Genomic DNA, 26,359 nt, shown 5'->3' with positions numbered 1-26,359 from the left:
TTTTGTGCGCTCGCGTGAGGGGTTCTCATCGCACGAGGCGATGTTCTCTCATGAGAGATTGCGAAAAGCAGCGCAGGACATGCTGCAGGTTTCGGACTATGAAAACATATGAACAACACCCTTCAGGCAACCACCAGTCTCAAGGGCATCGTGGATTTGAACACGGGGAAACTCAATCACCTTCCGCAGTATCACATTCCACAACTGGGACGTCATCAGCTGAGACGTCATCAGCTCTGGGTTCGCGAACTGGCGATGCATCTCACTCGGTGCAAGAAGTGAGCACGCGTGCGAAACCGATTTCGCCCGTTGATCGTCAGTTGCCCGTCTTTTGTCCCCAGTGTGGAGTCCAAGTCCAGATTCAGAAGGGACTCTGCGGAAATCGACTCATCGACGCGATTTTACTACAGGCCCGACATTGCGGAACAGAATTGGAGTGTCATCACTGTCGGACTCGTTTCGTCTTTCAGAAACTCGCGGAGTTAACGGCTCGATGAAGAGGTCACGATCCGATAGCGACTCATGCTTGCTTGGATAAACACTCCAGACGAGTGCACAGCCAGAGAAACCTTTGGACGATCGAATCGACTTTGTTGGGAAGTCGTGTTTGACTGCTGGGTTCACGCACGTTTTCCGAACGAGTATGGAGTGCGTTCACTGAAAGAGCGTTCGCAAGACGCTGACAGCGATAGATGGCAAAACTCTAGACGAGAGTTGTGATGTCATCCATGCGGATCTCTTCGCGAGAAGCAAATGGTTCACCGAAAGCTCGTTCGATCGTCCATCCCCAATATCGCGCACGGTCGCGGATGTCGTCCAAAAGCGTGGGGAACTCAGTGCTTCGACCTTCGATTACCTGACTCTCGTAGCATCGCACTGATTCGATTTTCTGATCGATGTGGTCCGAGATATCGACCACAAACGCGGGTTTGGGGTGAATCCGGAGGTGGATGCTCCAGTAATAGAAGATTTTCGGAGGATGAAACGGATCGCCGGGAAGGTCGCTGCGACTTAATTTGGCCCAGAATCTTGCTGCATCCGCAAGCGCGCTCGCAGCCACGTGATCCGGGTGCGCATCTTCCCAATACGGCGCCAAAATGACCTTCGGGCGTGTTTTTCGGAAGATGCCAGCGAGTTTTCGGCGGCCGTCCAGGTCGTTGGTGAGCGATCTGTTCGGCAGATTTAGCTGAAAACGCTGAGTCAATCCGAGCACTTCGGTCGAGCGGTCAGTCTCTTGCTGTCGACGTTCGACGGAGCCGCGTGGAGTCGGCTCTCCGTTGGTTAATTCGACGACTCCTACGCGTTTTCCTTGCGAGAGCGTTTTGAGGATGGTTCCACCGACACTGATTTCTGCGTCATCAGGGTGAGGAGCAACGACGAGAACATCGAGTGATTCAGCAAGTTGGTCCATCGTTCTGGTCTTTACGTCTTCAAAAGGAAAAGGCTATACGTTCTTGCACTTTCTAACCTCTCAACCACTCCCTTCCAACTCGCCATCCTCAATTGCTGGTCAAATTGCCCCAATGTTGACCACGGAGGCCCCTGATATGTTTCGTTCGAATGCCGTTTGGCTCAGTCTGGCGGTGATCATGTCCGTTGGATGCCAATCGTCGATGTTTGCCCAGAAAGTCAATCGGATGGTCGGCTTTCGAGGCGAGGATGGTGGACGTGAAAATCCCGCAGAGCAATCCGTCGATCCGTGGGTTCAGGATGCGGGAACGATTGCCCGGGCTGAGCATCAGCCTGAGCCGATCCAAGACCCACTCAACATCCGAGACTTCTTCGTCTCATCAAAAGCCCGCGACATTGAACGCAATCTTGGTGTCGGAGACTGACGGCTCGCGTCGTCAACTCTCCTAGTAATCGAAATCATTCGAAGGGCGATTTCATTTCTCCCGATGGGGAGATTGTGTCTCCGACGACGAGTCTTTCTCGGCAGAAGTTCCTTCGTGCGAATGCGCATTCCGAAGCAGTCAATCAGCGGACTGATGGTTGATGTTTGGAACGGCAAGTGACTGCTCGTCAAGCGTGAATGAGACAAAATATGCAGTTGCCAGATTCCTTTAGAAATGAGGCAATCTGTCGTAGCAATTATTTGGTACCAGAGGCATACTCCACGGAATCAGTGAACCATTCACTACTCAATTCGGGGTCTGCTGCATGTCTGAAGTTGCGTACGAAAATCAGATGGAGTCTGTTCCGTCTGAACAAACGCGATGCACTTTGAAATTGCGTTCGCCGAGGAGGAATGATTGCGCAGCTTCTGGCTGTCGATCTTCTCTCGCTCAGATGCTCTTGAGTGGGAAGACGAAACTCGGCGCCCGGGGCCAATCTCTCTTCGAAGCAGGGAAAGCATCCCTCAGAGTTGTGCCATCGGTCATGCGATTCTGCTGCTGTGCAGTGTTGCGATCAACACGTAAGTGGAGTAGAAGATGGTGTAGTGCTTGGAGCCAGATGAATGAAATTCAAAACGAAGGAGGGGAGTCAGACGGGATGTTGGTTCCTCAAGCGTTGGTCTTGCACTAGCGAAACACATCCTCGTGTTCTCTCATCGACAGTCATTGTCGACGGGCCAAACGTCACCGTGAATGCAGGAGTTTGATTTTTCTGCGCGCATCGAAATTCGATTCTGAGATGCGTCGAAGTCGGGCACGACTTGCAACCGATCACTTGATTTTCCCTCTGAGGCTACCGAACGTGTTTCAACAATTTCTGTCCTTTCGTGACCAGTTCGCTCCGAGCATTTCTAATGCAAAATTCAAGACATCGAACTCGCTCGAAGCGCCTGTCTGGCCGGACGCGTCGGCTGATGTTCTTCGTTCCGATTCGTTTCTCCACCGATTGGCATTGAATCAGCTCGTCACGGTTCGCTGGACGTTGGATGAAGATCTTGAAGCGTATCGCGAGAAGTCAATTCCGGCGATTGGGGTCAGTTGGCGAAAGCTTTGTGAATCCGGGGTGCAGCAGGGGATTCGAAAGATTCAGCGTTCAGGGCTGGCAGTTTCGAATCTGAGTTGGGTCGGCGGGTTCACCGGTCAGCATGGATACGGTCTTCGTGAAACAATTCTGGAAGCTCGGCGAGCGATTCGTGTCGCTGCCCAGCTGCGGGCAGAGTCAGTGACTGTGATTACTGGAGCACAGAATCGACACATCGATTCCCACGCGTGCCGTCTGGTGACTCAGTCTATGCGGGAACTGGCAGAGCTGGCAGCGATCTACAACGTTAAGCTTGCATTGCAGCCAATGCATGCAATTTACGCCCAGAACTGGACATTTCTGCAGTCACTTGATGATGCTTTGGAAATGCTGGATCGGATTGATCATCCTTCGGTGGGGCTTGCTCTTGGAACCTATCACCTCGGGGAAGAAGACAAAGTCATCGAACGAGTCCGTGACATCATCGATCGGATTGTCATCGTTCAGCTTGCAGATCGACGGTGTTCTCCAAAGAACGAGAACGATCAATGCCTCCCCGGTGAAGGAGTTCTTCCGATTCGAGCACTTGTCGCATCACTGGAAGCTCATGGGTACGATGGTTGGTATCAGACAGAAGTTTGGTCACAAGACTTGTGGAAACTCGATCATCACGATTTAATTGACCGTTGTCGAACTGCACATTTGCGATGCATGCCTTAGGCGCACGAGAGGCTGCATTGGAAGTCGAGTGTGGTTTGAATGACTCCTGCCCGCTCTCCTGTCTGATGACTCTCCGAACCTATGGCTCACGAATGGTATTCAATCGATGAACTTGCCCGACAGCTCGGGCGCGATCGTCGCGAAATTGAACGACTTGCATCACGCGGACGAATCCCCGCTCACAAGCGTGGTCAGGACTGGCAGTTCCACGCTGCCGAGATCACGCAATGGCTTGAGCAGGAAATGAGGGAGTATTCCGACAGCCAGCTCGCAGCTCTCGAAGTGGCTCAAGCGTCTCCGGAAATTGTGGCTGATGTCCCGGTGACCTCGCTTCTCAAGCCGGAACTTGTTCAGGTTCCATTGGAAGCACGTACGAAGCGATCGGTCCTGGAGTGCATGATTGAAGTGGCTGGACGAACGTGGCAAGTTTGGGAGCCCGCCACGATTCTCAAAGCTGTTCAGGAACGTGAAAAACTCCATTCAACCGCGTTCGACAATGGAGTTGCGATTCCCCACCCGCGTAATCCACTTGCCGATGCTGTAGGGGCTCCGCTCGTTGCATTTGGTCGGACGTCGTCCGGGATTCCGTTTGGTGCCAGCAACAACTCGCTTTCGGACTGCTTCTTTCTGGTTCTTTGTCAGGATACGCGCAGCCATCTGCAGGTGATTGCACGACTCGCACGAATGGTCCAACTGCCTGATTTTCTTCCGGAACTCCGAGCTGCAGAAGATTCTGAAGCTGCTTACTCTGTCATCCTTTCGGCAGAAAGCCAATTCGGATAATTTGATGCGTTCTTGAACAATTGTCTTTCTTGATCAGGAACTCAAATGAAGAAGTTGGTTTCAGCGCTCTGCGTCGTGCTCTCTGTTGTCTATTCCGGACTGACGGCCACTCCTCTCAATGCTCAGGACACTCTGAACTTTCCGACACTGGGTGAGCTTGTCGTTTCCGATCCCAAGTTTCATTCGCTCATTGCCGAAGATGCAAAGATCGAAGTTCTGACGGGCGGATACGAATGGACAGAAGGTCCGGTCTGGGTTCCGAAAGAGAACGGAAAAGGAGTTCTTCTCTTTTCTGACATCCCCAACAACTCAATCTTTCAATGGGAAGAAGGGCGGGGGGCGTCACTGTTTATGAAACCGTCCGGATACACCGGCGTCGTTGATTATGGTGCAGAGCCCGGTTCGAATGGCCTGATGCTCGATGCTTCTGGTCGACTGACGATGTGTGAGCATGGCGATCGCAGAATTTCTGTAGTGACCGAAAATGGTGGAAAGAGAACCCTTGTTGACAACTATCAGGGGAAACGTCTCAATAGCCCAAATGACCTTGTTTACCATTCAAACGGTGATCTGTACTTCACTGATCCTCCCTATGGACTTCCGAAACGGTATGAGGATTCACGGCGCGAACTCGATTTCTGTGGCGTGTACCGACTGTCGAAAGATGGTGAGCTAACACTTCTCACAAAGGAAATGACTCGTCCCAACGGGATCGCTTTCTCGCCGGATGAGAAAACGCTGTACGTCGCTCAATCCGATCCAGAAGCTGCGTTGTGGAAGTCGTTCCCTGTCAATTCAGACGGTACGATCGGCAAGGGCAAAGTTCTTTACGATGCAACCGCCCATGCGAAAGATGGATGGCCCGGACTGCCTGATGGTATGGCTGTGGACAAAGACGGAAACATTTTCGCAACCGGTCCCGGTGGAGTGTACGTCTTCTCGAAGAGTGGCGACCTGCTTGGCCGCATCAGCACAGGCGAGCGGACTGCAAACTGCACATTCGGTGGCCTCAACGGTTCCGTGCTGTTTCTGACCGCCGATATGTATGTCTGCCGGATTCAGACGAAGACGGCTGGCATGAACTACTAATACCTTCGCGGTGCTGACTCTGCGTTTGATGCAGAATTTCTATTTGATGCACTGTTCAAAGCACAGATTCTAGCTCCCCCTTTGGATCGCTCTTGTTCTATTTGCTTGAGCGAAACCGTGAAAAGCAGCCGCGACGACTCTCATTGAGATTGCTTGAGGACTGCATCTTCCCGAAGACCTGTCGGGAGGTGCAGTCGCTTGGGCGATTTCGTCAGCCAAGTCAAAGAGAGTCTCTGGCTGTCAATCAACACGCGCGTTGATGGGAGCGTCCTGTTGATCAAGGTCTGAGTTTTCCAGCTTCTGGGCTTCGATCGATTCACGAACGAGGCGTGCTTCGTCTTGCAGTTCCTGAATCTCTTTTTGTTTCTCAGCGATTTGTTCTTCGAGCATTCGCAGGCGTTTTTCCTGATCTCGGTGGAGAATTCGATCAACGATCTGCAGAATCAAAATCGCACGCCATGCTCGCATAGCGAGTCCGCGGAGTCGGAAGACACGCGCCGATTTACTTAAGCGGCTGAGTCTGGCTGCACCAGTCAATCGAAACGCACGCATGAACGCGATCATTGGAAGGCAGATAATCGCCAGATCGAGCAAGTGTTCCTTGACGAACTTCAACTTCTTGGAGACGAGGCTGATCGTCAATATGAACTCGGCGGCAAACGCAAACCAGATAAACGCCTGGGCAATCTGAACGGCCATTCCAAGCGAACGGACTTCTTTGATCTTTGCCTCGAAGTAAAACTCGAAGCCGAGCAATGGAAGAATGAGCAGTGCGATGGCGATCATCGTGTAGCTGAGACGCAATTCAATATCGGCGGCGAGTTCGTCGCTTGCCGTTTTCCATCCCATCCATGGCAGCCAGACCGTTGTGCCATCAATATGGTCTCTGGCGCCCAGTCGCAAAGGCGGAAACAGGCAAATGAAGAGATCGGAACGACGAAATTGCCCTCGATCCCGCATGTGAAGGATGGCTTCGGAGATGTAAACGATCCAAAGACCAAACAAGGTCCAGCCACACACATGGGCGGCATGTGTGAATCGGCTCTCTGAGTCCTGTAAGACATGCATTCCCACTCCGGCGATCGCGAGGAATGCCAGAGTCACGAAGAACATCACCGGAGCGAATCTGCGATCGAGTTCTGTTTGTTGAGCGCTGTTCATTTGTACCTGTGCATGTCTTTGAAGTTGGAATTCGGATTGTCGAATCGCGGAATCCATCGGACTGCCTTCCAAGTCAAAAGAAGCCTACAGTTGTTCTTTGTGCGAATCCATCTTAACTTGACAATGACAACGGCGGCGAACCTCATTCGGACGACAATTTATGGCGATTTCTTACAAGGATTCTGGAGTCGATCTCGATTCATATGCTGAGGCAATGGGGCGGATTCCCTCTTTGCTGCAAAGGACACAATCGGCCCGTGTCATGCCATTGAGTGGGGGATTTGCCGGATTGTTCCGCTTATTCGGGGATGGACACAGCTATCGTGACCCCGTTCTGGTTTCCGGATCAGATGGCGTCGGGACCAAACTGAAGGTTGCCATTCTCGCGGGGAAATACGACACAGTCGGAACCGATTTGGTGGCGATGTGCGTCAATGACTGCTTGTGTCTGGGCGCTGAACCACTCTTCTTTCTTGATTATCTCGCACTTCCCAAAGACGATCCTGATCTGGTTGCGAGCCTCGTTCAAGGAGTCTCTGACGGTTGCGTCGAGGCAGGGGCAGCCCTCTTGGGGGGAGAAACGGCCATTATGCCGGATCTTTATTCTCCCGGTGAATTCGACATGGCGGGGTTCTGCGTCGCTGTCGTTGAGCGCGACGAAATTATTGATGGGACCAAAATTCAAGACGGTGATGTGCTCATTGGAGTCCCGAGCAACGGATTTCACTCAAACGGGTATAGTCTGGTCCGCAAAGTCGTCTTCGATCACGCAGGATTGTCGATCGACTCACAAGTCGCAGGACTCGGAGGGACGGTTGGAGATGCCCTTCTCAAACCGACTCGAATTTATTCGAAGCTCGTTTCGGGACTGCTGGCCGATCAGGAACTCAAATCGGAGGTGACTGGGATTGCACACATTACCGGAGGGGGACTCGACGAGAACGTCTCCCGCATTCTTCCGGATGGTTTGGAATTGAAGCTGGATCGGTCGGCCTGGACTGTTCCTCCAGTTTTTGACTGGCTGCAGAAGCTGGGAGACGTCGACACGGAAGAGATGTTTCGCGTCTTCAATATGGGGATTGGCCTCACTGTTCTCGTGCGGCCCGATTCCGTCGATGCGGTTCTCAAGACGCTCAAAGACGGCGGCGATGAGGCAAAAGTCATCGGTCAGGTCAGTGCCTGTCAGGGAACCTGATCTCATTTCATGGCTTCAGTGCGCTTGCAACCGTCACTCTCGTTTCGGTTTGTCGAGTGCTCCGGAGGGATGGTCAGTTCATCGTTTTCTGTCCGCAGAGAACTCCGCAGTGGATCAGTGTCGGCGTTGGACCTGTGACCGTCAGATCGGCAGCTGACATCCATTGAGTGTACTCCTGCACGCTGTAAGCGCGCCCTTCAGTCATTGAGAACAGAGCTGTCGAATACAACGCGATGGGCAATGGTCCGGAGAGATCGTCATTCAGGAAGACATCGTGAATCAGGAGCCTGCCATCGGCCGGAAGAGCTTGCGCACAACGGTTCACCAGTCGCGTGCATTCCGGGACATCCCAGTCGTGAAGGACATTCGAGAGAAGAATGACATCAGCGGTCGGCAACGGGTCTTTGAACATATCGGCGGAACGAACTTCGAGCCTGTCTTCAACGCCGTAGTGTCGGGCACACTCGACAGCCACCGGGAGCACTTCAGGACGGTCGAGTACAATCGCTCGTAAGTTGTGATTTCGCGCGAGATAGCAAATCGAATAAATCCCGGATCCTCCGCCAACGTCCAAAAGCAGCTTGGCATCGTCCAGCCGAAATTGATCTGCCAGAACCGGAGCGACATTTCTGGCCCGACCAGCCAGCGACATCGTGAAATACCTCGCCAGTTCAGATTCTTCCATGGCCGAATGGATTCCGTCGCGATAAATAAAGGCGACTCCGTTTTCATCCGTCGCCAGTCCCGCAGGGCGATTGGTTTTCATCCGTTCGAGTAATCCCAAAACTTCAGATGTTTCCGCTGCCAAGCCAATATAGTCAGCGATCCCGGTTGAGTCTTGATGTTGAAAATGCTCTCGGGCAGTGGCAGTCATGTCGAGCTGCCCCAATGAATCTTCCGTCAGCAATCCCAGTGCTTTGAGCCCGGTGAGAAGGACATGAAAGGGACGGTCCTGAAGTTGTAGTTGAGATTGCAGGAACCCGCGCGTTGGTCGAATTCCATTGAAGTGATCGAAGACGTTCAAGTGGGCGACAGCGACGGTGAGCAGCTGGGTTGAATACGTTCCCCGGAAATGTTCGAAAAGAATTGTTGGGTCATGTTCGGGTTGTTTCAAGGCTGCCAGTTGGGCCTGCGAACGCAAGAGGTCGTCTTTAAGTTCGTCGATCGAACCGATGATCTCGTTCGGTGATTCGAATTCCTGAAAGTCGGGCGGAGGCACGGTTCGGAAACCTTCGCGAATGACATCAACAGAATGTCCTTCCAGCGTGGACCATCCCGGAATCGCAAACAGGGCGTTCTCTTCTTGCGAACACTTCAGCCAGGTTGTGGATTCATCGGAGATATCGAGGAGCAGATAAAACTCTTTGTGCCCCTCATCGACCCGGCGCAGCCATCGGTCGAACAGACTCGAGAGCTTTTGGGGAATCGAAAGTTCTTCCGATTGTCCGGAGTCGACCCTTGAGAGCGTAAGGTAATAGGAATCCCCGACGTTGATGGAATTTCCGACTTGAACAGTCAAATCGTTGTGGCTTGTTCCGTTGTCGTCAAATGTGATTCGCAGCATCACGGTCTCTTTTCGTCTCTTTCGAAATTTGCCCACCAATTCCCGTCGATGAAGTCTAGACCATTTTCATGGTTTGTTTGCACTCGTCTGAACTCGTTTCTCCGAGTGAAGTTCAGATCAGCGCGAAGTTCAGATCCGAGCGAAGTCGAGTTCTCGGCAAATTGGAGATCCCGCGGATGTCCCGAGCAGGTGGAACTCGGCCACTGCCGCAAAACGGGGACTTTGGAAAGTTCCGCTTGCGGAAACCCTTGCTCAGGATCCGAATCAACCGTGAGAACTGGCACTCGCAGGTGAATCTCGATGACCTCTCTTCTCAATTTTCGTCTCGTCCGATATCGTTCTTAAGTGAACAATCTGTAAAACGTTTTCATGATCGGTGATCAGACTCCTCCGGGATAGTGACTGAAGGAAGTCTTCGAGGAGAATTTGCGGTCTTTCCCACCGCGTGCTCTGCAGATCCGACACAGAAAGATGATGGTGACGTGTATGGAACCCGATGAAGTTCTTATTGACGCAGAAGATCGTATGCAAAAAGCGGTCGACGTTTTCAAAGACGCGCTGCAAGGATTGCGAACAGGGCGAGCAACTCCCGGCCTGGTCGATTCAGTTCGTGTCAATTACCACGGTTCTCCGACACCGCTGAAGCAACTGGCGAATATCAGCGTCCCGGAACCGCAACAGTTAGTGATTCGTCCCTTCGATCAGTCCATCCTGACCGAGATTGTCAAAGCGATTCAGTCCAGCGACGCGGGGATGGCCCCGAATTCTGACGGACGGCTGATTCGAATCAATGTCCCAGCGCTGTCGACAGAACGCCGCAGAGAACTCGTCCAACGTGTCGGGAAATTTGCGGAAGATGCTCGCGTTTCGATCAGAAACATTCGACGTGATGCGAACAAGCATGTCGAGCAAGCTGAGAAAGACAAGACCATCTCAGAAGATCAAATGAAGTCAGCCAAGGACGAGATTCAGGAGTTGACGAAGAAATTCGAAGGCGTGGTCAACGATCAGGCGAAACACAAAGAAGAAGAAGTCATGAACGAATAGTTCGTCGATCTTCTCCTCGACTGAAGTTCAAAGTGCTTTCGCAGTCCCGGTCCGCAAGTTGCGGATTGGGACTGTTTTATTTCTGGAATTCCGTTTTGTCTAAGAATTGAGACCAGCATTCAGGAAGGGGTTCTGTTTGGTTGGGAATCGTGCATCCGCTTGAGATTACATTCTTTGAGTTGGGTATTTTCGCACCGCACGTTGACTGATCGGCATTCTTTGAAATGATGGAAGATGAAAATCAATTTCCGGGAGCAGATCGATGGTGTCAACGAACGATGTGCAAAGAGTGGTGATCGTCGGAGGCGGGGTTGCGGGGATGGCTGTTGCCTGTCGTCTCGCCCAGGCCGGATTGTCGGTAACGGTGTTGGAGTCCACTACACTCGGGGCAGAGGCGACGACTCGCAATCAGGGGTGGTTTCACAGCGGGGCATGGTTTGCCAGGCAACAGCCGAATCTCGCACGACTCTGCTATGAGTCATTGCAACGAACTCTTGAATTCGCTCCGAACTGCTTCGAACCGAATCAACAGGGGATGTATTACCTGTTTTCGAATCCGGAGTCCGATGTCACGCAATGGACTCGCCGCTGGGAAGAAGTTGGAATTCCGTTCGAAGACGTCTCGATCACGGAGGTTTCGAACGCCATCCCGAATTTGCACTCAGAGCGGATCGCCTCTGCTTTTCTTCTTCCGGACCGCAGTTTTCGGTCCGATCTCCTTCTTGAAGCACTGGCCACAACTGCTCGAAATTGCGGGGCTGAGATTCGAACGCAGGCGCTCGTCACTTCGCTCATTCGAGAAGGGACGACGGTGAATGGAGTTGTGGTTGCTGGGAAAGAGCAGATTCTGGCGAGCCGTGTTGTTTTGGCGATCGGAGCATTCTTAAGCGATTTTGCCTCAGAACTGTTTTCTCAGACGTTGGGCGAAGGAGAATCTTACACACCCGTCATTCAGAAACATCAACTGATGGCACTTCAGCCCAGTTTGTGTGAAGTGCCGTTTTGCGTTGTTGATGATGAAGGGTTCAATCACATTCCTCACCAGGCGACCTCGATCTTCGGATCGCTTCCAGCACGGATCACTTACGAACCGTTAGATCGTGATGTTGACCCGGAGTTCAGCGAAAAACTTTGGAATAAGATTTCCAAATACTTCCGCGGGTTCGATCGCCATAGCTGGAAGGAACCTTGCGAATGGGCAGGGACGACGCTGGAAATGTTGAGTGTTGATCAGATTGAACCGGGAATCGCCCCGATGCCGACGGTGATCAATCACAGTCGGGAAGGAAAAGGGTTTGAGAATCTGTGGAGCGTGTTTCCCGGTCGTTCGTCGCTTTGGGCAGGTCTCGCGGAGCGGGCACGCGAACAGATCATCGAGGACCTCGACATCGAAGCGATTGAAACAAGCGCGCCTCCGTGGACGAAGTAGCTCAATCCGGGGAGAACGAACTCGCCACGCTTCAGTCATCCTGAACTGTGAAATCGTTTAGCCGATCACGTCTGTAATGTTGCCGTCGGCGTCGGTGATTTCAGTCGGCTCGATGATGAGCGTGAGACCGCTCATGTCGGGAAAAGTAAACGTCCCAGCTTTGGCAGTCAGGGCAGAAACCAAGGACTCTGCTTGAGACGGTTTAAGCCGGACGGACGTTAATCCTTCTTCAACTTCGATCGAGAAATGATCGGCGGGAACAAATCGCAATTCGCCCGCCTCGCCGAAGACCGAAAAGTTCCGTTGAAACGGAATTCGTCCCCGCAGCCTTTGTCCCAATCCGGGAGCCAGCAACGCACCAATCGTCAGGGCAAAGGTGCCGGCGGAGGGATGCCCGATGACGCGAAATTGATCCGCTGTCATGATTCCAGCAGAGGCACCTTCGGTCCGTGTCCGTTCCTCAACTTGATCCGCGAACTCAGGATCTTCCAGGTAAGAGGATCGCTTGAGGTCAGTGAGCAGCAGCGGATTCTTTTGCCGGGTCATTAACTCCGTAAAGTGTTCCGCATTCCAGGACTGCGTTGCGTCGAGTTCATCGTCCGTCAAACCGACAACCTGCAGAAACTCAACCTGACCGTTGGGCGTGTCGATCAATCCCAGCTCGGGATCGCGAACGAAAGTGATGGATCGAATTGCCGTCTCTGACTCGCGACAAATGGGGCTGTTCAATGGCATCGTGTGTCCCACGCCGAACCCTCGACCAGTATCGAAGACATAGCGAGCGAGGTTTTGAAGCAAACTCACGACCCAAATGGGGGCCTCCGCATGTGTGTGCGAAGCGAGACGGAACGACAATTCAAAGCCGTAACCGCTCCACTCGGGATCGTCTCCTTCTTTCTCGTAAAGATCAGAGAACCCATACGTCACATAGTGAAAATGAGGCTGTTGAGAACGACTCGGATATGCACTCACACCGGTCAAGGGATCGGGCCCCCCGAGCGAGTAGGGGATTACCGTTCCCCAGTGCATCGGTTCGAGATCCCCGTAGATCGCTTTGACTGAATCATCGATTGCGGACCATCCGATGGGATCACCATCTTCAAATTCCTCAGAGGAGTCATCGGACATTGGTCACTCCTGATTGTTAGTGCAGAATGCCTGAGTTCGTCATTCCATGGAATGGGTGACGTCGAACAGGCGCGTCCTTCTTCAAGAATTCGCTGTTGTCGCGATGGCGTCAAGTTTCAACATGGAAATTGTCGCTCCTTGTTCAAGCGGAAGTTCGTTGAATTGAATGTCAATCTGGTCATGGCGTTGTCAGCCACGACTCCAGCGGACGCCTTCTTTGCCATCTTCGACTTCGACGTTCAACTCTTTCAGGGCGTCACGAATCTTGTCCGCGACTGTCCAGTTTTTATCCGTTCTCGCTTGTTGGCGGATGTCGAGCACAAGATCCATGAGCCCGTTGACGAATTCGTCATCGGCGCCGGACGACTTTTCGACAGGACGTTGAAAGACCCCGACAAGCTGGGCCAGTTCCCGAAGAAGTGTGACCATCGCGGTGAGTTGCTCGGACTGTTCCGGAGAGCAACTCTCTTCGAGCTTCTGTTGTTGAATGAATCCGTTGATGGCGCGACGCATATCAAACAGAATGCCGACGGCTCCCCCCGTGTTGAAGTCGTCGTCCATCGACTCCAGGAAGCGGTTGCGGAGGTCTGCGAAGTTCGCCGCCAACTCATCGTCGAGAGAACTGAGTGAAACGGTCTCTTCTCGAACATTTGGGATGTTCAGAGTGTATGGATCAACCCCGGTGATTCGCTCGAACGAGTCAAACAGGCGGTAAAACCCGTCCAGGCTTTTCTCTGTCTTGGCGATGTTTTCAAGTGAGAAGTCGATGGGGCTTCGATAATGAGTCGAGAGCAGGAAGAACCGAACGACTTCCGGGTGATGGTGGGCGAAGACGGCAGTTTTGACAGATTCCGCACCCGCCGAACCGGCCAACTTGTTCGCGATTTGTGCGTCCGTGGAGTCTGGGGCGGTGGAGTCCGGGGCAGGGGAGTCACCATGCCGATCATGACCTCCCCCGACTTTCCCGGTGTTCTTGCCCGATTGCATCAGTCCGTTGTGCATCCAGTATCGGACGAATGTTTCTCCCGACGCCGATTCTGATTGGGCGAGTTCGTTCTCGTGGTGAGGGAACATCAAGTCGAGTCCGCCACCGTGGATATCAATGGAAGGTCCGAGCAGTTTGCAGCTCATCACCGAACACTCGATGTGCCATCCGGGGCGTCCTGGTCCCCAAGGGCTGTCCCAGGCTGGCTCGCCTTCTTTGGAGCCCTTCCAGAGAGCAAAGTCCGCCGGATTCTTCTTGGCGTCGTTCGCTTCGACGCGCGTGCCCGCCATCATCGCGTCAACGCTGCGCCCGCTGAGTTTTCCATAGTCCGCATCTGCGGTCACATCGAAATAGACATCTCCGTTGAGCGGATACGCATGACCGCGGTCGATGAGTTTCTGAATCATCTCCTGCATGTCGTTAATGTAGTCGGTCGCATACGGAAAATGGTCAATCGTATTGACGCCCATGAGATTCAGATTGTCGAAGTAGTCTTCGGTCATCTGCTCGGCCAGGGCTTTGACTTCGACCCCGAGTTCTTTGGCTTTGTTGATCAACTTGTCATCAACGTCGGTGATATTGATGACGAAGGTGACATCGTATCCGCTGTAGGTGAGATAGCGTTTGACGGTGTCGAAGATGACCGGGCCAACCATATGTCCGATGTGGGCTGGCTTGTAGACCGTTGGTCCACACAGGTACATCGTGACTTTACCAGGTTCGATCGTTTTGAACGGCTCTTTTTCGCGAGTCAGCGTGTTGTAAACTCGTAGTGACATCAATTGACCTTCCGTGCCTGTCGTCTACAGACGGTTCCCTGCTGTTCCGGTTTCTTGAGCATCTTCATCTCTGGTCCGACCAATGCTCTCGGGAGAGAAGAATCGTCTCTCCCTCACCTGAAAACATACATTAGCGAACAAGGGCGCGCTGTCCAAGATGGAGTTGGAAGAGTCAGCCCGGGAAGCTGGGGTTGCTGAGAAAAACGCAAGAAAAGTTCCCTTGAGGCCCTGACGAGTTTGCACGTTCAGGCAATTCGAAGTTTGATGTCATCCTCGAGATGAGATCACAGAACCGTGTCGCTGCGAGAGGACATCGGCTGGACGTGTTGTCGCGTTCGGTTCGGACTCATGGCCGAACTCACATTAACGCGTTCACATCAACTGTCTCCCATCCGAAGTCTTCACAACGGATGGGAGCAGTATCAGATTTCAGGTTGTCACGACTGCAAATCGAGTGGGCCATCTGCTGCGAGAGATGGGTTTCCGAAGGTCTCGATTTGATGTCCGAAGGAGTGAGCGAAGGACAAGAGCAACCGGTTGTGCGGGACGTCGTCCAGTCGGACGGCGCGCCCCATACGGAATCCCGGTGCATTTCCGATCAGTACCCAGGGGATATTCTTCAGAGTGTGAGAATTTCCTTTTCCGAGTTCGTTTGTCCAGACAACCATCGTGTTGTCAAGCAGTGATCCTTCTCCTCCTGGCTCGGGTGTTTCTTCGAGTCGTTTGAGGAGGTAGTGAATCTGTTCTGCAAACCAGACGTTGATTTTGGTGAGTTTCTCCTGAGATTCCGCGTTCAGATCCGGGTCGTGGGAGAGAGAGTGGTGCCCCTCTTCAATTCCCAGCCACTTCATTTTGGCGTTGCCCACGGACTTTGTGAACTGGAAGTGCGCGAGACGGGCTGAGTCATTGGCAAAGGCACTGACGAGCAGTTCCGTCTGCATTTTGGTGATCTCAGGCATGTGATCGTTGTCATTCGGAACTCCTTCCTCGAGGGCAGGAGGGTCAACGGCGAGTTTCTGCTCTGCGGCCGATTTGAGATCACGCTCCATGTCGCGGACGAGGTCTGTGTGCTCTTCGAGCCGTTGTCGGTCTTCCGCACTCACCATCTCGCGAACGACTTTCAGATCGCTGGTCAGATCATCAAGAATGCTCTGAAGCGTTTCTCGGTCACGCATGCTTCCATAGAGCTTGTTGAACATCTGCTGAGGATCATCGATGGGAGCAACCGGTTGATTTGGGCCGGCGTAGCACATTCTTGTCCATGGGTCCGCGCGGTCCGAGACACAGACTCCGAATTCAAGCGACCCGAAACGAGTTGCCGTTTCCGGGTTCGATTGCAAGTAGTTTTTGATTTCCTGATCGATGGAAATTCCACTCGCCCACCCGGCAGGAGTATCGGATCCCCCCTGAATATTTCCGGGGAACAGCTCTTTCCCGGGCAACACGCAACTCATTCCGCGCATGTGGCTGTCGCCATCTCCGCGGACTTTGTTGCAGACGCCTTTCAGAACGAGCATTTGATCCCGATACTCTTCCAAAGGCTTCAGAATGGGAGTGGTTTCGAAGTTCTCGTCATAGGTCTTCGGCCAGAAGTTGTCGACAACTGTCCCGTTCGGTGTGAAAACAACGATGAGGCGCTGCTTCCGCTTCGATCCGGTTTCTCCCGCCAGGCTGGGGAGATTCCAGACGAATGGCAGCATCGCTGCGGAGACTCCTGTGCGACGAAGAAATTCGCGACGTGTCTGGAAGTTCATCATGGTTTTTCCCTTTCAACATCATCAACACCGTGTGCGGCAGCAAGAGTGTTGATCTCAATGAGGAGTTGTTGAATATTGTACTGATTGTTCTGGAAGTCAGTGACAAGTTGATCGAGCGAGTCAGCACCGTAAGCACGAACAGGTTGCTTGATCGAGTGATTGAACAATTGTTCGACAAAGCCTTCCTGGGCAAGCGGATCTTCGACGGCGTATTCCGCGACGTCACGCGCACCGGTGAGGTGAACCTTCGTCCCGTCGGCGTCAACAAAGTCGCTTGTGGCATCGACTGGACGGTCTTTGTCGGTGGTTCGGAAGCGACCGACCGCGTCAAAATGCTCGAGGCTGAAGCCAAGAGGATTGATCGTGCTGTGGCATGTCATACATGTTTTTGATTTCGTCAACTCGGTCACTTTTTCCCGCATTGTCAGCGATGGATCGAAGCTTCCGTCCATGAATTCAATCGCCATGGGGGGCGGCTTCAGCGATCGGCTGAGAATTCTCCGGGTCACAAACACGCCTCGGTGAATCGGAGAACTGGACTGGTGGTAAGCGAGCGCAGCGAGGAGAAACGGGTGTGTCACCACTCCGGCGCGCTGTTCCGGTTCGAATGCGATTCGTTGGTATTCTCCACCTTCCGGATCGAGTTCTACTTCGTAGAACTGAGCCATTCTGGGAGTGAAGTACATCTCGTTCGAAAGCAGTAACTCACGAAAATCGGACTTCTCGCTCCAGACGACATCGGCGATAAACATCTCGAGAGAGGTCTTCAGATCAGCGATGAGATCGTCAGTGAATCCTGGGTAAGTGTCGAGGTCTTTCGAAAGATGATCTGCCTCGTCAAACGGAAGAAGGAAATGGAAGAATCCTCGCATTTTCTCACGCGCCCGTTCGTCGGCGATCATTCGCTCAGCTTGTTTGCGAATCTGTTCACGCGAACGCAATTTGCCTTGAGAAGCTGCTTTCAACAGCGTTTCATCAGGCATAGAGTCCCAAAGACCGTAAGAAAGCCGAGACGCGACGTCATAGTCGTCGGTCTGCTCATCTGGAATCTCAAGGTACAAAAATCGCGGGGATTTGAGTGTCAGTAAGACGGTTCGTTTGACAGCAGTTTCGATGTCATCGGACTGGTCAATTTGACTGGTGATGTACCGTTGAACCAATTCCGGAGTCAGAGGACGACGAAAAGCCAACTCAACAAAGCGATTCAGAAACTTCGTGATCTTTTCGTTTCTGTTTTCGTCAGACGATCGGGTTCCAGCCAATCGGTTGAGGTCCCGCACGACGTAGTCGGCGACTTCAATGGCTGCTTCAGTGGTTGCGGAATCCCATGACTTGGAGAACGATGTTCCCCGTTCGTAGCCGAAGCTTCCGTCATCCGGCGGAAATTGAGTCGTGACGACAAACGATTCGCGTGCTCGCACGGGAGTCAGATTTCGTTCGGGGATGACCTCTTCAACTCCTCCGGGTGGAGTCCAGCGAAGTTCGACGGACGCTGTCTTGTCTTTGTATTTGAAGCATTCCAAATCGAGCGAATAGGCTCGCCCTCCGAGAAGGTGGATGGTTTGACGGTGCTCGGCCACTTCTCCGCCCGAGGCGACATAAGCGTCGATCAAAGCATTGTCCCGGCCATTGATCCACAGCCGCATTCCGTTCTCAGTCTTGACGCAGAATTCGTAAACACCGGTCTCTTCTGCGATCACAGATCCTTCCCAGCGCATCGCAAACTCTTCGTTTTCAATCCCTTCGGCCGGACTTCCTTCGCCGAATTGAAAGGAGACTTGAGGATCTGTTCTCGTTAGGACTTTATCTTTGTCACGCGGACTCCGTGACTTGTAGTACCTGCCCACAAGTCCACGGGAGTCGTCAATGGGAGTGTGCCCGAGGAACGTACGAAACAGGTCGGTGACAGTGTTTGCATACTGCGAATTGGTGAGTCGAACGAGTTCGATTCGTGGCGGAGCATTTTTCGCTCGGGCTTCTGCGGTGTAAAACGCATTGTACAGATACTCAGCGACTGCCCGGGCATCTTCATCGACCACAGAGTCGGGATCTTCCTCCGGCATTGTTTCATGGATGATCTTGATTAACTCATCCAGAGATCGGTTCCCGTAGAGCGTTTCATCATATTTGTCGGCGACACCTTCTCCATTGGTCCCATGGCATGACGCACACTGATGGACGTACAGAAATTTGCCACGTTCATTGGCGGCTTCAACAGCCGGCTGGGCCAAATCCTCAGTTGGAAGCGGAGTGGAGAGATCATCGGACGCCAAAAGGCACGGAGCCGACACAGATCCCCCGATCAGAATGATGGGAGCGATGGCACTCTGAAGAATTTTCCAGAAAGTTTTTCTCTTAAGTGTCTGCATGACGTTCTCCGACCGAATTTCTCGGACGCTCGTCGAAGTTGTCCGCTGTCGATCGAATTTCAAAAGGCCAGGAAGGAATAAGGCAAGGTGGGGATGACCGCAATTCACCGGGTTGGTGAAGCTGTGTTGCTGAGGGTGTCTCAGAAAAGCTGTTTTCTGCGAACAAAGCTTTTCCGTATTTCACCAAAACCGCTGGCGATCAACTTCGTCAATTATAGGTCGTTGCTGATCAATCTTCAACGATTTTATCGGATGTCAGATTGACGTGCTCAAGTCATGTTGGCGGCATGACGAGTCAGGCGTGAATCGATGACGTTTGAATTGATGCAGGTGTTCTAAAACGAACGACACGACCACCTTGGCGATTTCTTCACGCTCGCCGGATTTCTTGAATTCCGACAGATAGTGCGTTGGCCCTTACGGATTGACGGCAACATTTTGAACGACGCGCCGGGGCGGGTTCAGTCGTCCCAGCAAATCGACTGGCATTCATCGAGAATGGAATTCTCTGACAGATCGAAGTGCAGGGGGGTGACAGTGGCCCAACCGTCCAGGAGTTCTTTAACGTCCGTTCCTGGATCGAGTTCGTGGTTGAGAATCGGATCCAGCCCACTCCAGTAATAGGGGCGGCCGCGAGGATCGATCCGTTTATCGACGGTTTCAGTGTGGCGACGGACAGCCATGCGAGCCATGCGAATTCCGCGAGGTCCTTCGGGAGTCGTGTCGGGGAAATTCACATTCCACAACGTTCCGGGACGCGATACGGTCTTCAACAATTTTTGGATGAGGGGGACCGCTCGTTGTGCAACGTTGTCGTAATTCGGCGGTTTGCCCTGTGAGAGTGAGAGAGCGACCGACGTAATTCCAAAAAACGCACCCTCAATCGCAGCTGCGACAGTCCCCGAATAGAGAACATTGATGCCCACATTGGCACCCGAGTTGATGCCACTGACAATCAGGTCCGGCTCGCCATCGCAGAATTCGAGAACTCCCAGCTTCACGCAGTCGGCCGGACTTCCATCGACCCCCCAACCAAAATCCGTTCCTCCCTCGAGAACTTTCTTGGCTGTGATGGGACGCAAATATGTCACCAGATGTCCGACGCCGCTTTGTTCGACAAGGGGAGCAACAACGGTGACCGAACCGATTTTCTGTAGCGGTTCGACGAGTGCTCTGAGACCGGGGGCGTAGATGCCGTCATCATTGACGAGAAGAATTTTCATATCGAGCCATCAGGATTCTGAGTTCGGCGGACTCGCTGCAAACTCAGAGGGAACTCGGATTGCCGACTGTCAAACCGGCAACCCGACATAATTCAGGAACCTGTCACAACTTTCGCGGAGGATGCTACCAAACGGTTGTTTCAGCTTCAGGGCTTTGAGCGAAACGAATTCCCTGATTCGGAATTGAGAGTTGATAGGAGTTCGAACCCGCAAAGACAGAGACCTCTTGCTCGTTACCTGTCTGAATGATGTTCCCGGTCGAGTCGACAGCTGCGTCCTCAGCCTCTTCTTCGGAAGCTGCTTCATCATTCGAATCGGGAGCTGGAGTCGGCTCAAGATTCTCGGATCGGGAAGGTCGAGGCGATGGCTTGAGTTCCGGATGCCGTCTTTCGAGGTTTTGAACTTTCATCTTCAGCTGAAACAATTCGGTTCGCAGAGAATTGACCAGTGATTGCAGTTCGGTGAGGTTGTCTGGAGATTCTCGGTCTCTGTTGATTTCTCTCTCCGCGTCTCGGGAACTCGATCGCGGTTCGTTTCGAGATCGTTCGACGTTTTCCGATTCGACGGGGCTGCCTGAGGATTGTCGCCGGATTTGTTCTGAGCGTTCGCGCTCGATCCGTGTCCGCTCTTCGTAGAGTCGGCGAAGTCGTTCACTGTCTGGTCGCTGTTGCGATTCCTGCGGGGCAAGTTCTCGAAGTGCATTGTTCCAGGCTTCGCCGAAATCTCTGGAGGATCGCTCCGAGCGCGATGGTGTTTCGCCTCTTCGTTCGTCTTGCGGGCGCCGTCTCGAGTCGTTCAGTTGTCGAGTCAGTTCTTCGAGCTGTCGTTGGGCGTTTCGAAGCTCTTGTTCCGCACGATGTCGATGCTGTTCCGCCAGGTTTTTTTGATGTTCGGCCTCTTCTCGCATTGCTCGTTCACGCTCATGGACGTGATGGAGTTCACGATGATTGTTGGCGAGGATTTTCGCTTCCTCTTGAAGCATTCGCGAGAAGTGGCTCATTCCAGCCTGTTCAAGGTGTTCGGCCGCTTCGTGAATGTGCCGGATTCGTTCCTCGAGTGACCGTTCCTTTGGCGGGGCTTGAGGTCGATTGAGTGACAATAGCTCTTCGCGATGTCTTTCAATCTGTTCTTCAACTTCTTCTGCACGAATGTTTTCACCTGTTTCGCGAAGTTTTGTCAGCTCGCGTTGTAAATTGGCGATTCTTTCGTTGATCTCTCGACGCTCTGTCAATTGACGTCTTTGTGTCTCATTTCGTTCGCGCGCAAGGTCGATCATACGCTGACGGAATTCTTCCGCTTCAGGACTTTGTCCTTCGCGTCTCAGTTCCATATAGCGACGTGACAAGTCTTGCATCTGTTCACGAAACTCTCGGTCTTCCTGAGCTGTGGCAAGAGACGCGCACACGCTCCATTGAGAGACGATCAAGATGGCTGCGACGAGCCATTTCATGTGAGTGAAAAATTGCATCTGAGCACTCTCCGTAACAAGACGGTTTTGAACGACCCGCATGAAAAACGAGTCTCCTTGAGTGTACCTGCCGGATCGACTCGGCGCGAACCCAAGATCTGTTTCGGATGCTCAAAGAGAGATTTGATGCGCGCTTCGGGCTGACATCCTCGAAGATGACTCGTGAGAATCAGTTCCTAAGTGAAAACCAAGTTCGAAAGCTGCGACAGATTGCCCGACCGGCTATTCGGTCCCGGCGCCGCTGACAATTTCTTCCAGACGTTTCCGAATTTCACTGGAAAGTGCTTTGTCGACGTGTCCGCGGGTCTGATTCAAATCGTCAAGTTCCAGTGCCTGGCGAGCGACACTTTCTCCAGAACGATCAGTGTCTTCCAAAATGATCGCGAATTCTGCGAGTCGATGAGCATCGTGAGGATAACGCTCGACACTGTTTTCGAACGCCTTCACAGCTTCATCTGCGTCCTGTTGAGACTGCGTGATCCGAAAGCGGTCCGTCCAGAACTTTCCAAGCCACCAATACCGTGTGGAATTCTGAGGATCGCGAGAGATTGCTTCGTTCTGAAAATCGACGGCCTCTTGAAACAGGTCTTCGTCGGTCCGGCCGGAGTTCTTCCATGAGGTGTAGGAGAGTTGAGCAAGGAGTTGATAGGGCTCGGGATCGAGAGTGTCAGCGGCTGCTGCCCCGAGGAACTCGTGCCGCGCGAAGAGCTTCGCGGAGTAATTTGAGTTTCCCTGAAACATCGATTCGCTGCCTAAAGTCAATCGTGCTCCAGCGAGTTGAGCAGGCAAAACGCCCGTTAAAAGACTTCCGACTAAAAGAATCCCCATCGACGCGGCCAGAATTTGTTGACCAGTTCGGCCAATTGTGATGGGTGCTTTTTGATCGGACGTTGATTGGCTGAGGGCAACTGCTCCGAAGAAGAGAAGAAGTTGAGCGATGGCTGGCATTTCGATTCCACCACTCGCGAACAAGTGAAGCAACAGCGCCACGAGTCCACAAATTGCCGTCACCGCTGTCAGGCAATCGTTCATTTTCAACCAGTTGACGACTGAGACAACGATGAGTGCGGAGATGAACAGGGCGACGAGTTGATTGTCGACGATTCCGCCAAACGAGAGAGATGTGATGATGAGCAGCCCGAAGCACACCCATTGGACCGACATCCCGGGAACAGCCTCGTCAGGTGATTTCGATTGGGTGTCTGATTTTGGAGGGGATGTCATGATCCCCGAGAAAACGATACTCATCGTCCAGACAATCAATCCGACAAGCGCCAGCAATCCTCCGTTGGCCCAGATGTCGAGAAGGAAATTGTGCGGGTCGATGATCTCTTCACTCGCTCCGGGGAGTTTGTAGTGAAGATAATTCGCGCGGAAATTCCCCGGCCCGATTCCTAAGACAAAGTGGTCGCTCAACATTTGTGTCGTCGCGATCCAGTACTCCAATCGATATTGAAGGCTCTTGGGAGCTTCGGAAATGACTTCCGGATCGAGTCCGCCTGTCCAGACGGCAAGCAGAGTCAGGAGAGCCACGATCAAGACGCCAGTTGTGAGCGAATACGTCAGCGTTTTTCTAAGCGACTCGGATCTGCCTGCGGCCGATTTTCGGAAGAACATCAGCGACTCAAGACCGAGTCCGAAACCTGTCGCGATCCACGCGGTTCGACTTTTGGTCAGTATGAGACAGAGGACAATCAGCGCGAGGAAGCCAACCCCAGCCAGACGTTGACCCAGCGTCCAGCCCGAAAACTTCTGAACAAATAGCGGAGCGAGAATCAGCACACCTGCACACAGAAGCCCAGCGAGTGAGTTTGCGAGCGCGAATCGGCCGATCGGCTCGACGCTATCGCGAAGTCGAGCGACGAAGGAAAGTTTTCCTTGAGTGTCGAGACTGGAATAGCTGGCGCCGAAGCTTTGTAAGAGTTCTTCGAATCGCGAGATCTCATGCGAGGAAAGCGGTTCGCTTCTTTCCATTCGTTCCTGAAGTGTGACCAATTCGTTGAGCTCTCGTGCCTGCTGCGGATACCAGAAATAGTGCTGCCAGATCCCGAATCCAGAGAGCACGATGACACTTGTCAGAATCCCAGCTGTGAGTGTCCGCCCAGTCAATTTGTCCCGCAAACTGGTTCGGAACAAGCCCCAGAGGCAGAGCAGGGACGTCCACTCCCAAACCATATTCAATGCTGCTCGGAGATTTCCTCCCGTTCGCAGCAATACGACGGCAGACAGAAGATGGCCAGCAACGACCAGCACGATCGCGAGGTCACTCCAGTGTGGAGTCCAAAGCAGAGGTTCTTTCTCTCTCGACTTCAACCAGAGTGTGAGAGCGGCGAATCCAAACCAGGCCATCGCCAGCCAGAGGGTTCCTCCCAGTTCGGCGCCTTCTGTCGGAACAAAGAAACGGCACTGGAACAGTCCCACGAGAACAACAGTTTCCCAGAGGGGCGGGGGAATTTCGTTGGGGGCTGGATTGGAGCGAGCGCTGGATCGTGTCACGCGGCGTCAACTTCCTCTTCATTAAGAAAACAACAAAGGTTGATCATCGCTCACTCTTGATGACGCAAACGTCACAACGGAAATGAGGGCTGATCCGTGTTGGTCTCTCGGATGCACATGAGCATCTTCATTTCTGGAATGCAGCGATTCGCACGCGCGAAAGCAGCAGACATTAATAGCAATGAGATCAGGCGAGTGCAGAGATAGCATGAAAGTGTACTCTGCACAATTCAGCCAGTTTGACTTGCTTCGAGACCAGAATCAAATCACTCCGAGGTCGACGGAAGGGAAATGACAAACTCGGTCACGTCTGACTTTTGGTTCGAGAGAATCAGCTGCCCACTATGCATCTGAATAATCCGCCACGCTTTGGAAAGTCCGAAACCGAGACCGCGACCAGCTTGCCGCCCCGAATAGAAAGGGTCAAAGCAAAATCTTCGTTCGCTTTCACTGAAACCGACTCCGTCGTCGATCATTCGGAGAATTGCGAAGGGGCGCTCATCGATCACTTCCGGAAGACAGTCAACGATCAGCTTTCCGGATTCTTCCATTGCATTAAGAGAGTTTCGAGTCAGTTCGGCAACTACTTGCGTTAATTGGAGTGGATCACCGTCGACGGGGACCATCTTGTGGCGGTTCCCCCACAGGGAGATCTGTCGACGAGCGAATTCGTCAGAGAAGTGAGAGATCGCGCTTTCAACGAGTTCTGTGAGATTGAGACGTTCGAATTTCGGGGCAGGGGGGCGAGCGAACAGCATGCTGTCGCCGATCATGTCGCGAATTCGAAGAGTTTGCGCACCAATTGTTTGCAGCCACTGTTGTCGCTCCGGGTGCTGTTCACCCTTGATGAGTTGTTCGGTGCGGCCCTTGATCGCAGCAAGTGGATTGTTGATTTCATGACCAGCCGCAGCTGCGTATTCGGCAAGCGAGCTCAGCCGCGCTTCTGTAAGCGTGTTCTCCCAGCTTTGGCTGACGGCCAGCAATCTCGCCGTAGCTGAGACGATCTCTGACGATGCGAGTGAAGAAGATGGCTCGTCGAGTCCCAGGAAGCCAATCGACTTCCTTTCGACTTCGAGTTCAATCCAGTTCAATTCATTCAGAACTGGATTCGACTCCGGCAGACTCGCTGTGAGAGAAGCAGTTCTGTCGCTCACAGGAAATGCCATCTCGTCGGGCGTTTCCCGTTCATCAACGATCAGTAACTCGGCAGTTGTCGTGAATGGGTTTTTCCAGAGAAGCGCACAGGGTGAATTGGGGCGGAACGTTTTCCATGCGTTGAGGATCTTGATTCTCAACTCTCTTGCGTTCTCGAACGGAAGCGTCGACTCAAGAAACTCCAGGACTGTGGGATGTTCTGATGTCGGCTGACTCTGTTGCACAACCGACCTCCATTTCACGACCTGATCGGAAACACACGGGATAATGCTCACGGTGTTGATTGAGAGCTTGTTGCTCTCACCTGTGCATCGCGTTTTCGGTCCATCGCAAAGTCGATTGGCGAACCAACGTTTCGCTGATGCAATTCGGAAAGTCGGTGCATAGAACCATCGCGCGAGCTGTGGGCTCGACTGACAATTGAAACAGGCATTTGAAATCGGAACTTGCGCAGGAAGCGGCCCGCTTCTAACTCGATGATCTCAACAGTCACTGTGCTGGCTTATCGATTAGCCAGCATTGAGGGACAGATCCAGAAGCTTGCAAACGCGCTGCAATACTGTTTCCATTTCAAATGGCTTTTGAAGAAAATCGTTCGCGCCGGATGCTTTCAGTTCGTCGATCTTGTCAGCTTCGACCATTCCCGAGATGCAGATGATTTTGACATCGTCGAGGGTCGAGTCGCTTCGAACTCTCTGGCAGACTTCTTTCCCGTTAATATCAGGAAGCATGACGTCGAGAACGATCACGTCAGGACGGTATTCCTTGACCATCATCCCGGCGTCGAACCCGTTATTGACCGCCCGAACTTCGAATCGACCGTCTGACTCCAGGACATCTGTCATCAAATCGACCAGATCCTGATCATCGTCGACGACCAACGCCTTGCGTTTTCCGCTTTCCAAGGCATCGGTTGGAATTCCGTTGTCCTTCATGAACTTGTAAAGCACGTCACGCGGGATGCGGCGGAATCGAGAACCGGGAACGCGAAAGCCCTTCAGCTGGCCCGAGTCAAAGCAGCGGATGATGGTTTGCTGGCTGACTTTGCAGATTTTGGCAGCCTCACCAGTTGTGAAAACAGTTTTCATACAGGTC

Annotated in this window: 19 protein-coding genes; 7 read left to right on the top strand and 12 right to left on the bottom strand. The window is 52.8% G+C overall.

The annotated features are described in order from the left end of the window. Positions 1 to 703: 703 nt before the first annotated feature. Positions 704 to 1,411, bottom strand: coding sequence for a bacillithiol biosynthesis deacetylase BshB1 (bshB1, locus tag KOR42_RS14655; protein WP_146510587.1), 708 nt, complete (start codon positions 1,409 to 1,411; stop codon positions 704 to 706). A 136-nt stretch (positions 1,412 to 1,547) separates the two neighbouring features. Between bshB1 and KOR42_RS14650 the strand changes: the two genes are divergently transcribed. The 4 genes from KOR42_RS14650 to KOR42_RS14635 all read left to right on the top strand — a co-directional run bounded on the left by KOR42_RS14650 (position 1,548) and on the right by KOR42_RS14635 (position 5,508). Next, positions 1,548 to 1,835, top strand: a complete 288-nt coding sequence (locus tag KOR42_RS14650) for a hypothetical protein (protein WP_146510586.1) — start codon at positions 1,548 to 1,550, stop codon at positions 1,833 to 1,835. A gap of 1,012 nt (positions 1,836 to 2,847) precedes the next feature. Further along, positions 2,848 to 3,636: a sugar phosphate isomerase/epimerase family protein gene (locus KOR42_RS14645; protein WP_197441199.1), complete on the top strand. Its 789-nt coding sequence runs from the start codon at positions 2,848 to 2,850 to the stop codon at positions 3,634 to 3,636. Between the two features lie 81 nt (positions 3,637 to 3,717). Continuing rightward, positions 3,718 to 4,419, top strand: a complete 702-nt coding sequence (locus KOR42_RS14640) for a PTS sugar transporter subunit IIA (RefSeq protein WP_146510584.1) — start codon at positions 3,718 to 3,720, stop codon at positions 4,417 to 4,419. A gap of 45 nt (positions 4,420 to 4,464) precedes the next feature. Beyond that, positions 4,465 to 5,508, top strand: coding sequence for an SMP-30/gluconolactonase/LRE family protein (locus KOR42_RS14635; RefSeq protein ID WP_146510583.1), 1,044 nt, complete (start codon positions 4,465 to 4,467; stop codon positions 5,506 to 5,508). Positions 5,509 to 5,748: 240 nt separating this feature from the next. On the opposite strand, the gene KOR42_RS14630 is transcribed toward KOR42_RS14635, so the two are convergent. Further along, entirely contained in the window at positions 5,749 to 6,726 is a 978-nt protein-coding gene (locus tag KOR42_RS14630; RefSeq protein ID WP_146510582.1) for a hypothetical protein, read from the bottom strand. 103 nt (positions 6,727 to 6,829) lie between these two features. On the opposite strand from KOR42_RS14630, the gene purM reads away from it, so the two are divergent. Then, positions 6,830 to 7,864 carry a phosphoribosylformylglycinamidine cyclo-ligase gene (gene purM, locus KOR42_RS14625; RefSeq protein WP_146510581.1) on the top strand — a complete coding sequence of 345 codons (1,035 nt, stop codon included), beginning with the start codon at positions 6,830 to 6,832 and terminating at the stop codon, positions 7,862 to 7,864. 73 nt (positions 7,865 to 7,937) lie between these two features. On the opposite strand, the gene KOR42_RS14620 is transcribed toward purM, so the two are convergent. After that, positions 7,938 to 9,428 (bottom strand): methyltransferase, encoded by a 1,491-nt coding sequence (locus tag KOR42_RS14620; RefSeq protein WP_146510580.1) that lies wholly within the window; start codon positions 9,426 to 9,428, stop codon positions 7,938 to 7,940. Positions 9,429 to 9,914: 486 nt separating this feature from the next. On the opposite strand from KOR42_RS14620, the gene frr reads away from it, so the two are divergent. Both frr and KOR42_RS14610 read left to right on the top strand, forming a co-directional pair. Beyond that, on the top strand, positions 9,915 to 10,475 hold the full coding sequence (gene frr / locus KOR42_RS14615) for a ribosome recycling factor (RefSeq protein ID WP_146510579.1): 561 nt from the start codon (positions 9,915 to 9,917) through the stop codon (positions 10,473 to 10,475). Between the two features lie 262 nt (positions 10,476 to 10,737). Then, entirely contained in the window at positions 10,738 to 11,904 is a 1,167-nt protein-coding gene (locus tag KOR42_RS14610) for an NAD(P)/FAD-dependent oxidoreductase (RefSeq protein WP_146510578.1), read from the top strand. Between the two features lie 57 nt (positions 11,905 to 11,961). Here the strand turns inward: KOR42_RS14610 and KOR42_RS14605 are convergent, their stop codons facing one another. The 9 genes from KOR42_RS14605 to KOR42_RS14565 form a co-directional block, all read right to left on the bottom strand. Next, complete coding sequence (locus KOR42_RS14605; RefSeq protein WP_146510577.1) at positions 11,962 to 13,032, bottom strand: suppressor of fused domain protein; 1,071 nt, start codon at positions 13,030 to 13,032, stop codon at positions 11,962 to 11,964. 189 nt (positions 13,033 to 13,221) lie between these two features. Next, positions 13,222 to 14,796: a cysteine--tRNA ligase gene (cysS, locus tag KOR42_RS14600; protein WP_146510576.1), complete on the bottom strand. Its 1,575-nt coding sequence runs from the start codon at positions 14,794 to 14,796 to the stop codon at positions 13,222 to 13,224. Positions 14,797 to 15,233: 437 nt separating this feature from the next. Further along, entirely contained in the window at positions 15,234 to 16,553 is a 1,320-nt protein-coding gene (locus tag KOR42_RS14595) for a DUF1552 domain-containing protein (RefSeq protein WP_146510575.1), read from the bottom strand. After that, positions 16,550 to 18,922 (bottom strand): DUF1592 domain-containing protein, encoded by a 2,373-nt coding sequence (locus KOR42_RS14590; protein WP_146510574.1) that lies wholly within the window; start codon positions 18,920 to 18,922, stop codon positions 16,550 to 16,552. The genes KOR42_RS14595 and KOR42_RS14590 overlap by 4 nt, the downstream gene beginning before the upstream one ends. A gap of 461 nt (positions 18,923 to 19,383) precedes the next feature. Then, complete coding sequence (surE, locus tag KOR42_RS14585) at positions 19,384 to 20,145, bottom strand: 5'/3'-nucleotidase SurE (RefSeq protein ID WP_146510573.1); 762 nt, start codon at positions 20,143 to 20,145, stop codon at positions 19,384 to 19,386. A gap of 124 nt (positions 20,146 to 20,269) precedes the next feature. Continuing rightward, positions 20,270 to 21,613 carry a hypothetical protein gene (locus tag KOR42_RS14580; protein ID WP_146510572.1) on the bottom strand — a complete coding sequence of 448 codons (1,344 nt, stop codon included), beginning with the start codon at positions 21,611 to 21,613 and terminating at the stop codon, positions 20,270 to 20,272. Positions 21,614 to 21,835: 222 nt separating this feature from the next. After that, positions 21,836 to 24,109: an O-antigen ligase family protein gene (locus KOR42_RS14575; protein ID WP_146510571.1), complete on the bottom strand. Its 2,274-nt coding sequence runs from the start codon at positions 24,107 to 24,109 to the stop codon at positions 21,836 to 21,838. 266 nt (positions 24,110 to 24,375) lie between these two features. Beyond that, on the bottom strand, positions 24,376 to 25,488 hold the full coding sequence (locus tag KOR42_RS14570; RefSeq protein ID WP_146510570.1) for a sensor histidine kinase: 1,113 nt from the start codon (positions 25,486 to 25,488) through the stop codon (positions 24,376 to 24,378). Between the two features lie 285 nt (positions 25,489 to 25,773). Next, the gene (locus tag KOR42_RS14565; protein WP_146510569.1) at positions 25,774 to 26,352 is read right to left on the bottom strand and encodes a response regulator; all 579 of its coding nucleotides are present in this window, start codon (positions 26,350 to 26,352) and stop codon (positions 25,774 to 25,776) included. Between the last annotated feature and the right edge of the window lie 7 nt (positions 26,353 to 26,359).

The organism is Thalassoglobus neptunius (genome assembly GCF_007859735.1).
Lineage (GTDB): Bacteria > Planctomycetota > Planctomycetia > Planctomycetales > Planctomycetaceae > Thalassoglobus > Thalassoglobus neptunius.
This window is presented reverse-complemented; position numbering and strand designations above follow the sequence as displayed.

What these genes read in the sequence shown, in the direction of transcription:
- bshB1 (WP_146510587.1), bottom strand. Translation starts at nt 1,411, where the DNA reads ATGGACCAACTTGCTGAATCACTCGATGTTCTCGTCGTTGCTCCTCAC.
- frr (WP_146510579.1), top strand. Translation starts at nt 9,915, where the DNA reads ATGGAACCCGATGAAGTTCTTATTGACGCAGAAGATCGTATGCAAAAA.
- surE (WP_146510573.1), bottom strand. Translation starts at nt 20,145, where the DNA reads ATGAAAATTCTTCTCGTCAATGATGACGGCATCTACGCCCCCGGTCTC.
- purM (WP_146510581.1), top strand. Translation starts at nt 6,830, where the DNA reads ATGGCGATTTCTTACAAGGATTCTGGAGTCGATCTCGATTCATATGCT.
- KOR42_RS14620 (WP_146510580.1), bottom strand. Translation starts at nt 9,428, where the DNA reads ATGCTGCGAATCACATTTGACGACAACGGAACAAGCCACAACGATTTG.
- cysS (WP_146510576.1), bottom strand. Translation starts at nt 14,796, where the DNA reads ATGTCACTACGAGTTTACAACACGCTGACTCGCGAAAAAGAGCCGTTC.
- KOR42_RS14635 (WP_146510583.1), top strand. Translation starts at nt 4,465, where the DNA reads ATGAAGAAGTTGGTTTCAGCGCTCTGCGTCGTGCTCTCTGTTGTCTAT.
- KOR42_RS14595 (WP_146510575.1), bottom strand. Translation starts at nt 16,553, where the DNA reads ATGATGAACTTCCAGACACGTCGCGAATTTCTTCGTCGCACAGGAGTC.
- KOR42_RS14640 (WP_146510584.1), top strand. Translation starts at nt 3,718, where the DNA reads ATGGCTCACGAATGGTATTCAATCGATGAACTTGCCCGACAGCTCGGG.
- KOR42_RS14605 (WP_146510577.1), bottom strand. Translation starts at nt 13,032, where the DNA reads ATGTCCGATGACTCCTCTGAGGAATTTGAAGATGGTGATCCCATCGGA.
- KOR42_RS14565 (WP_146510569.1), bottom strand. Translation starts at nt 26,352, where the DNA reads ATGAAAACTGTTTTCACAACTGGTGAGGCTGCCAAAATCTGCAAAGTC.
- KOR42_RS14590 (WP_146510574.1), bottom strand. Translation starts at nt 18,922, where the DNA reads ATGCAGACACTTAAGAGAAAAACTTTCTGGAAAATTCTTCAGAGTGCC.
- KOR42_RS14630 (WP_146510582.1), bottom strand. Translation starts at nt 6,726, where the DNA reads ATGGATTCCGCGATTCGACAATCCGAATTCCAACTTCAAAGACATGCA.
- KOR42_RS14650 (WP_146510586.1), top strand. Translation starts at nt 1,548, where the DNA reads ATGTTTCGTTCGAATGCCGTTTGGCTCAGTCTGGCGGTGATCATGTCC.
- KOR42_RS14580 (WP_146510572.1), bottom strand. Translation starts at nt 21,613, where the DNA reads ATGCAATTTTTCACTCACATGAAATGGCTCGTCGCAGCCATCTTGATC.
- KOR42_RS14610 (WP_146510578.1), top strand. Translation starts at nt 10,738, where the DNA reads ATGGTGTCAACGAACGATGTGCAAAGAGTGGTGATCGTCGGAGGCGGG.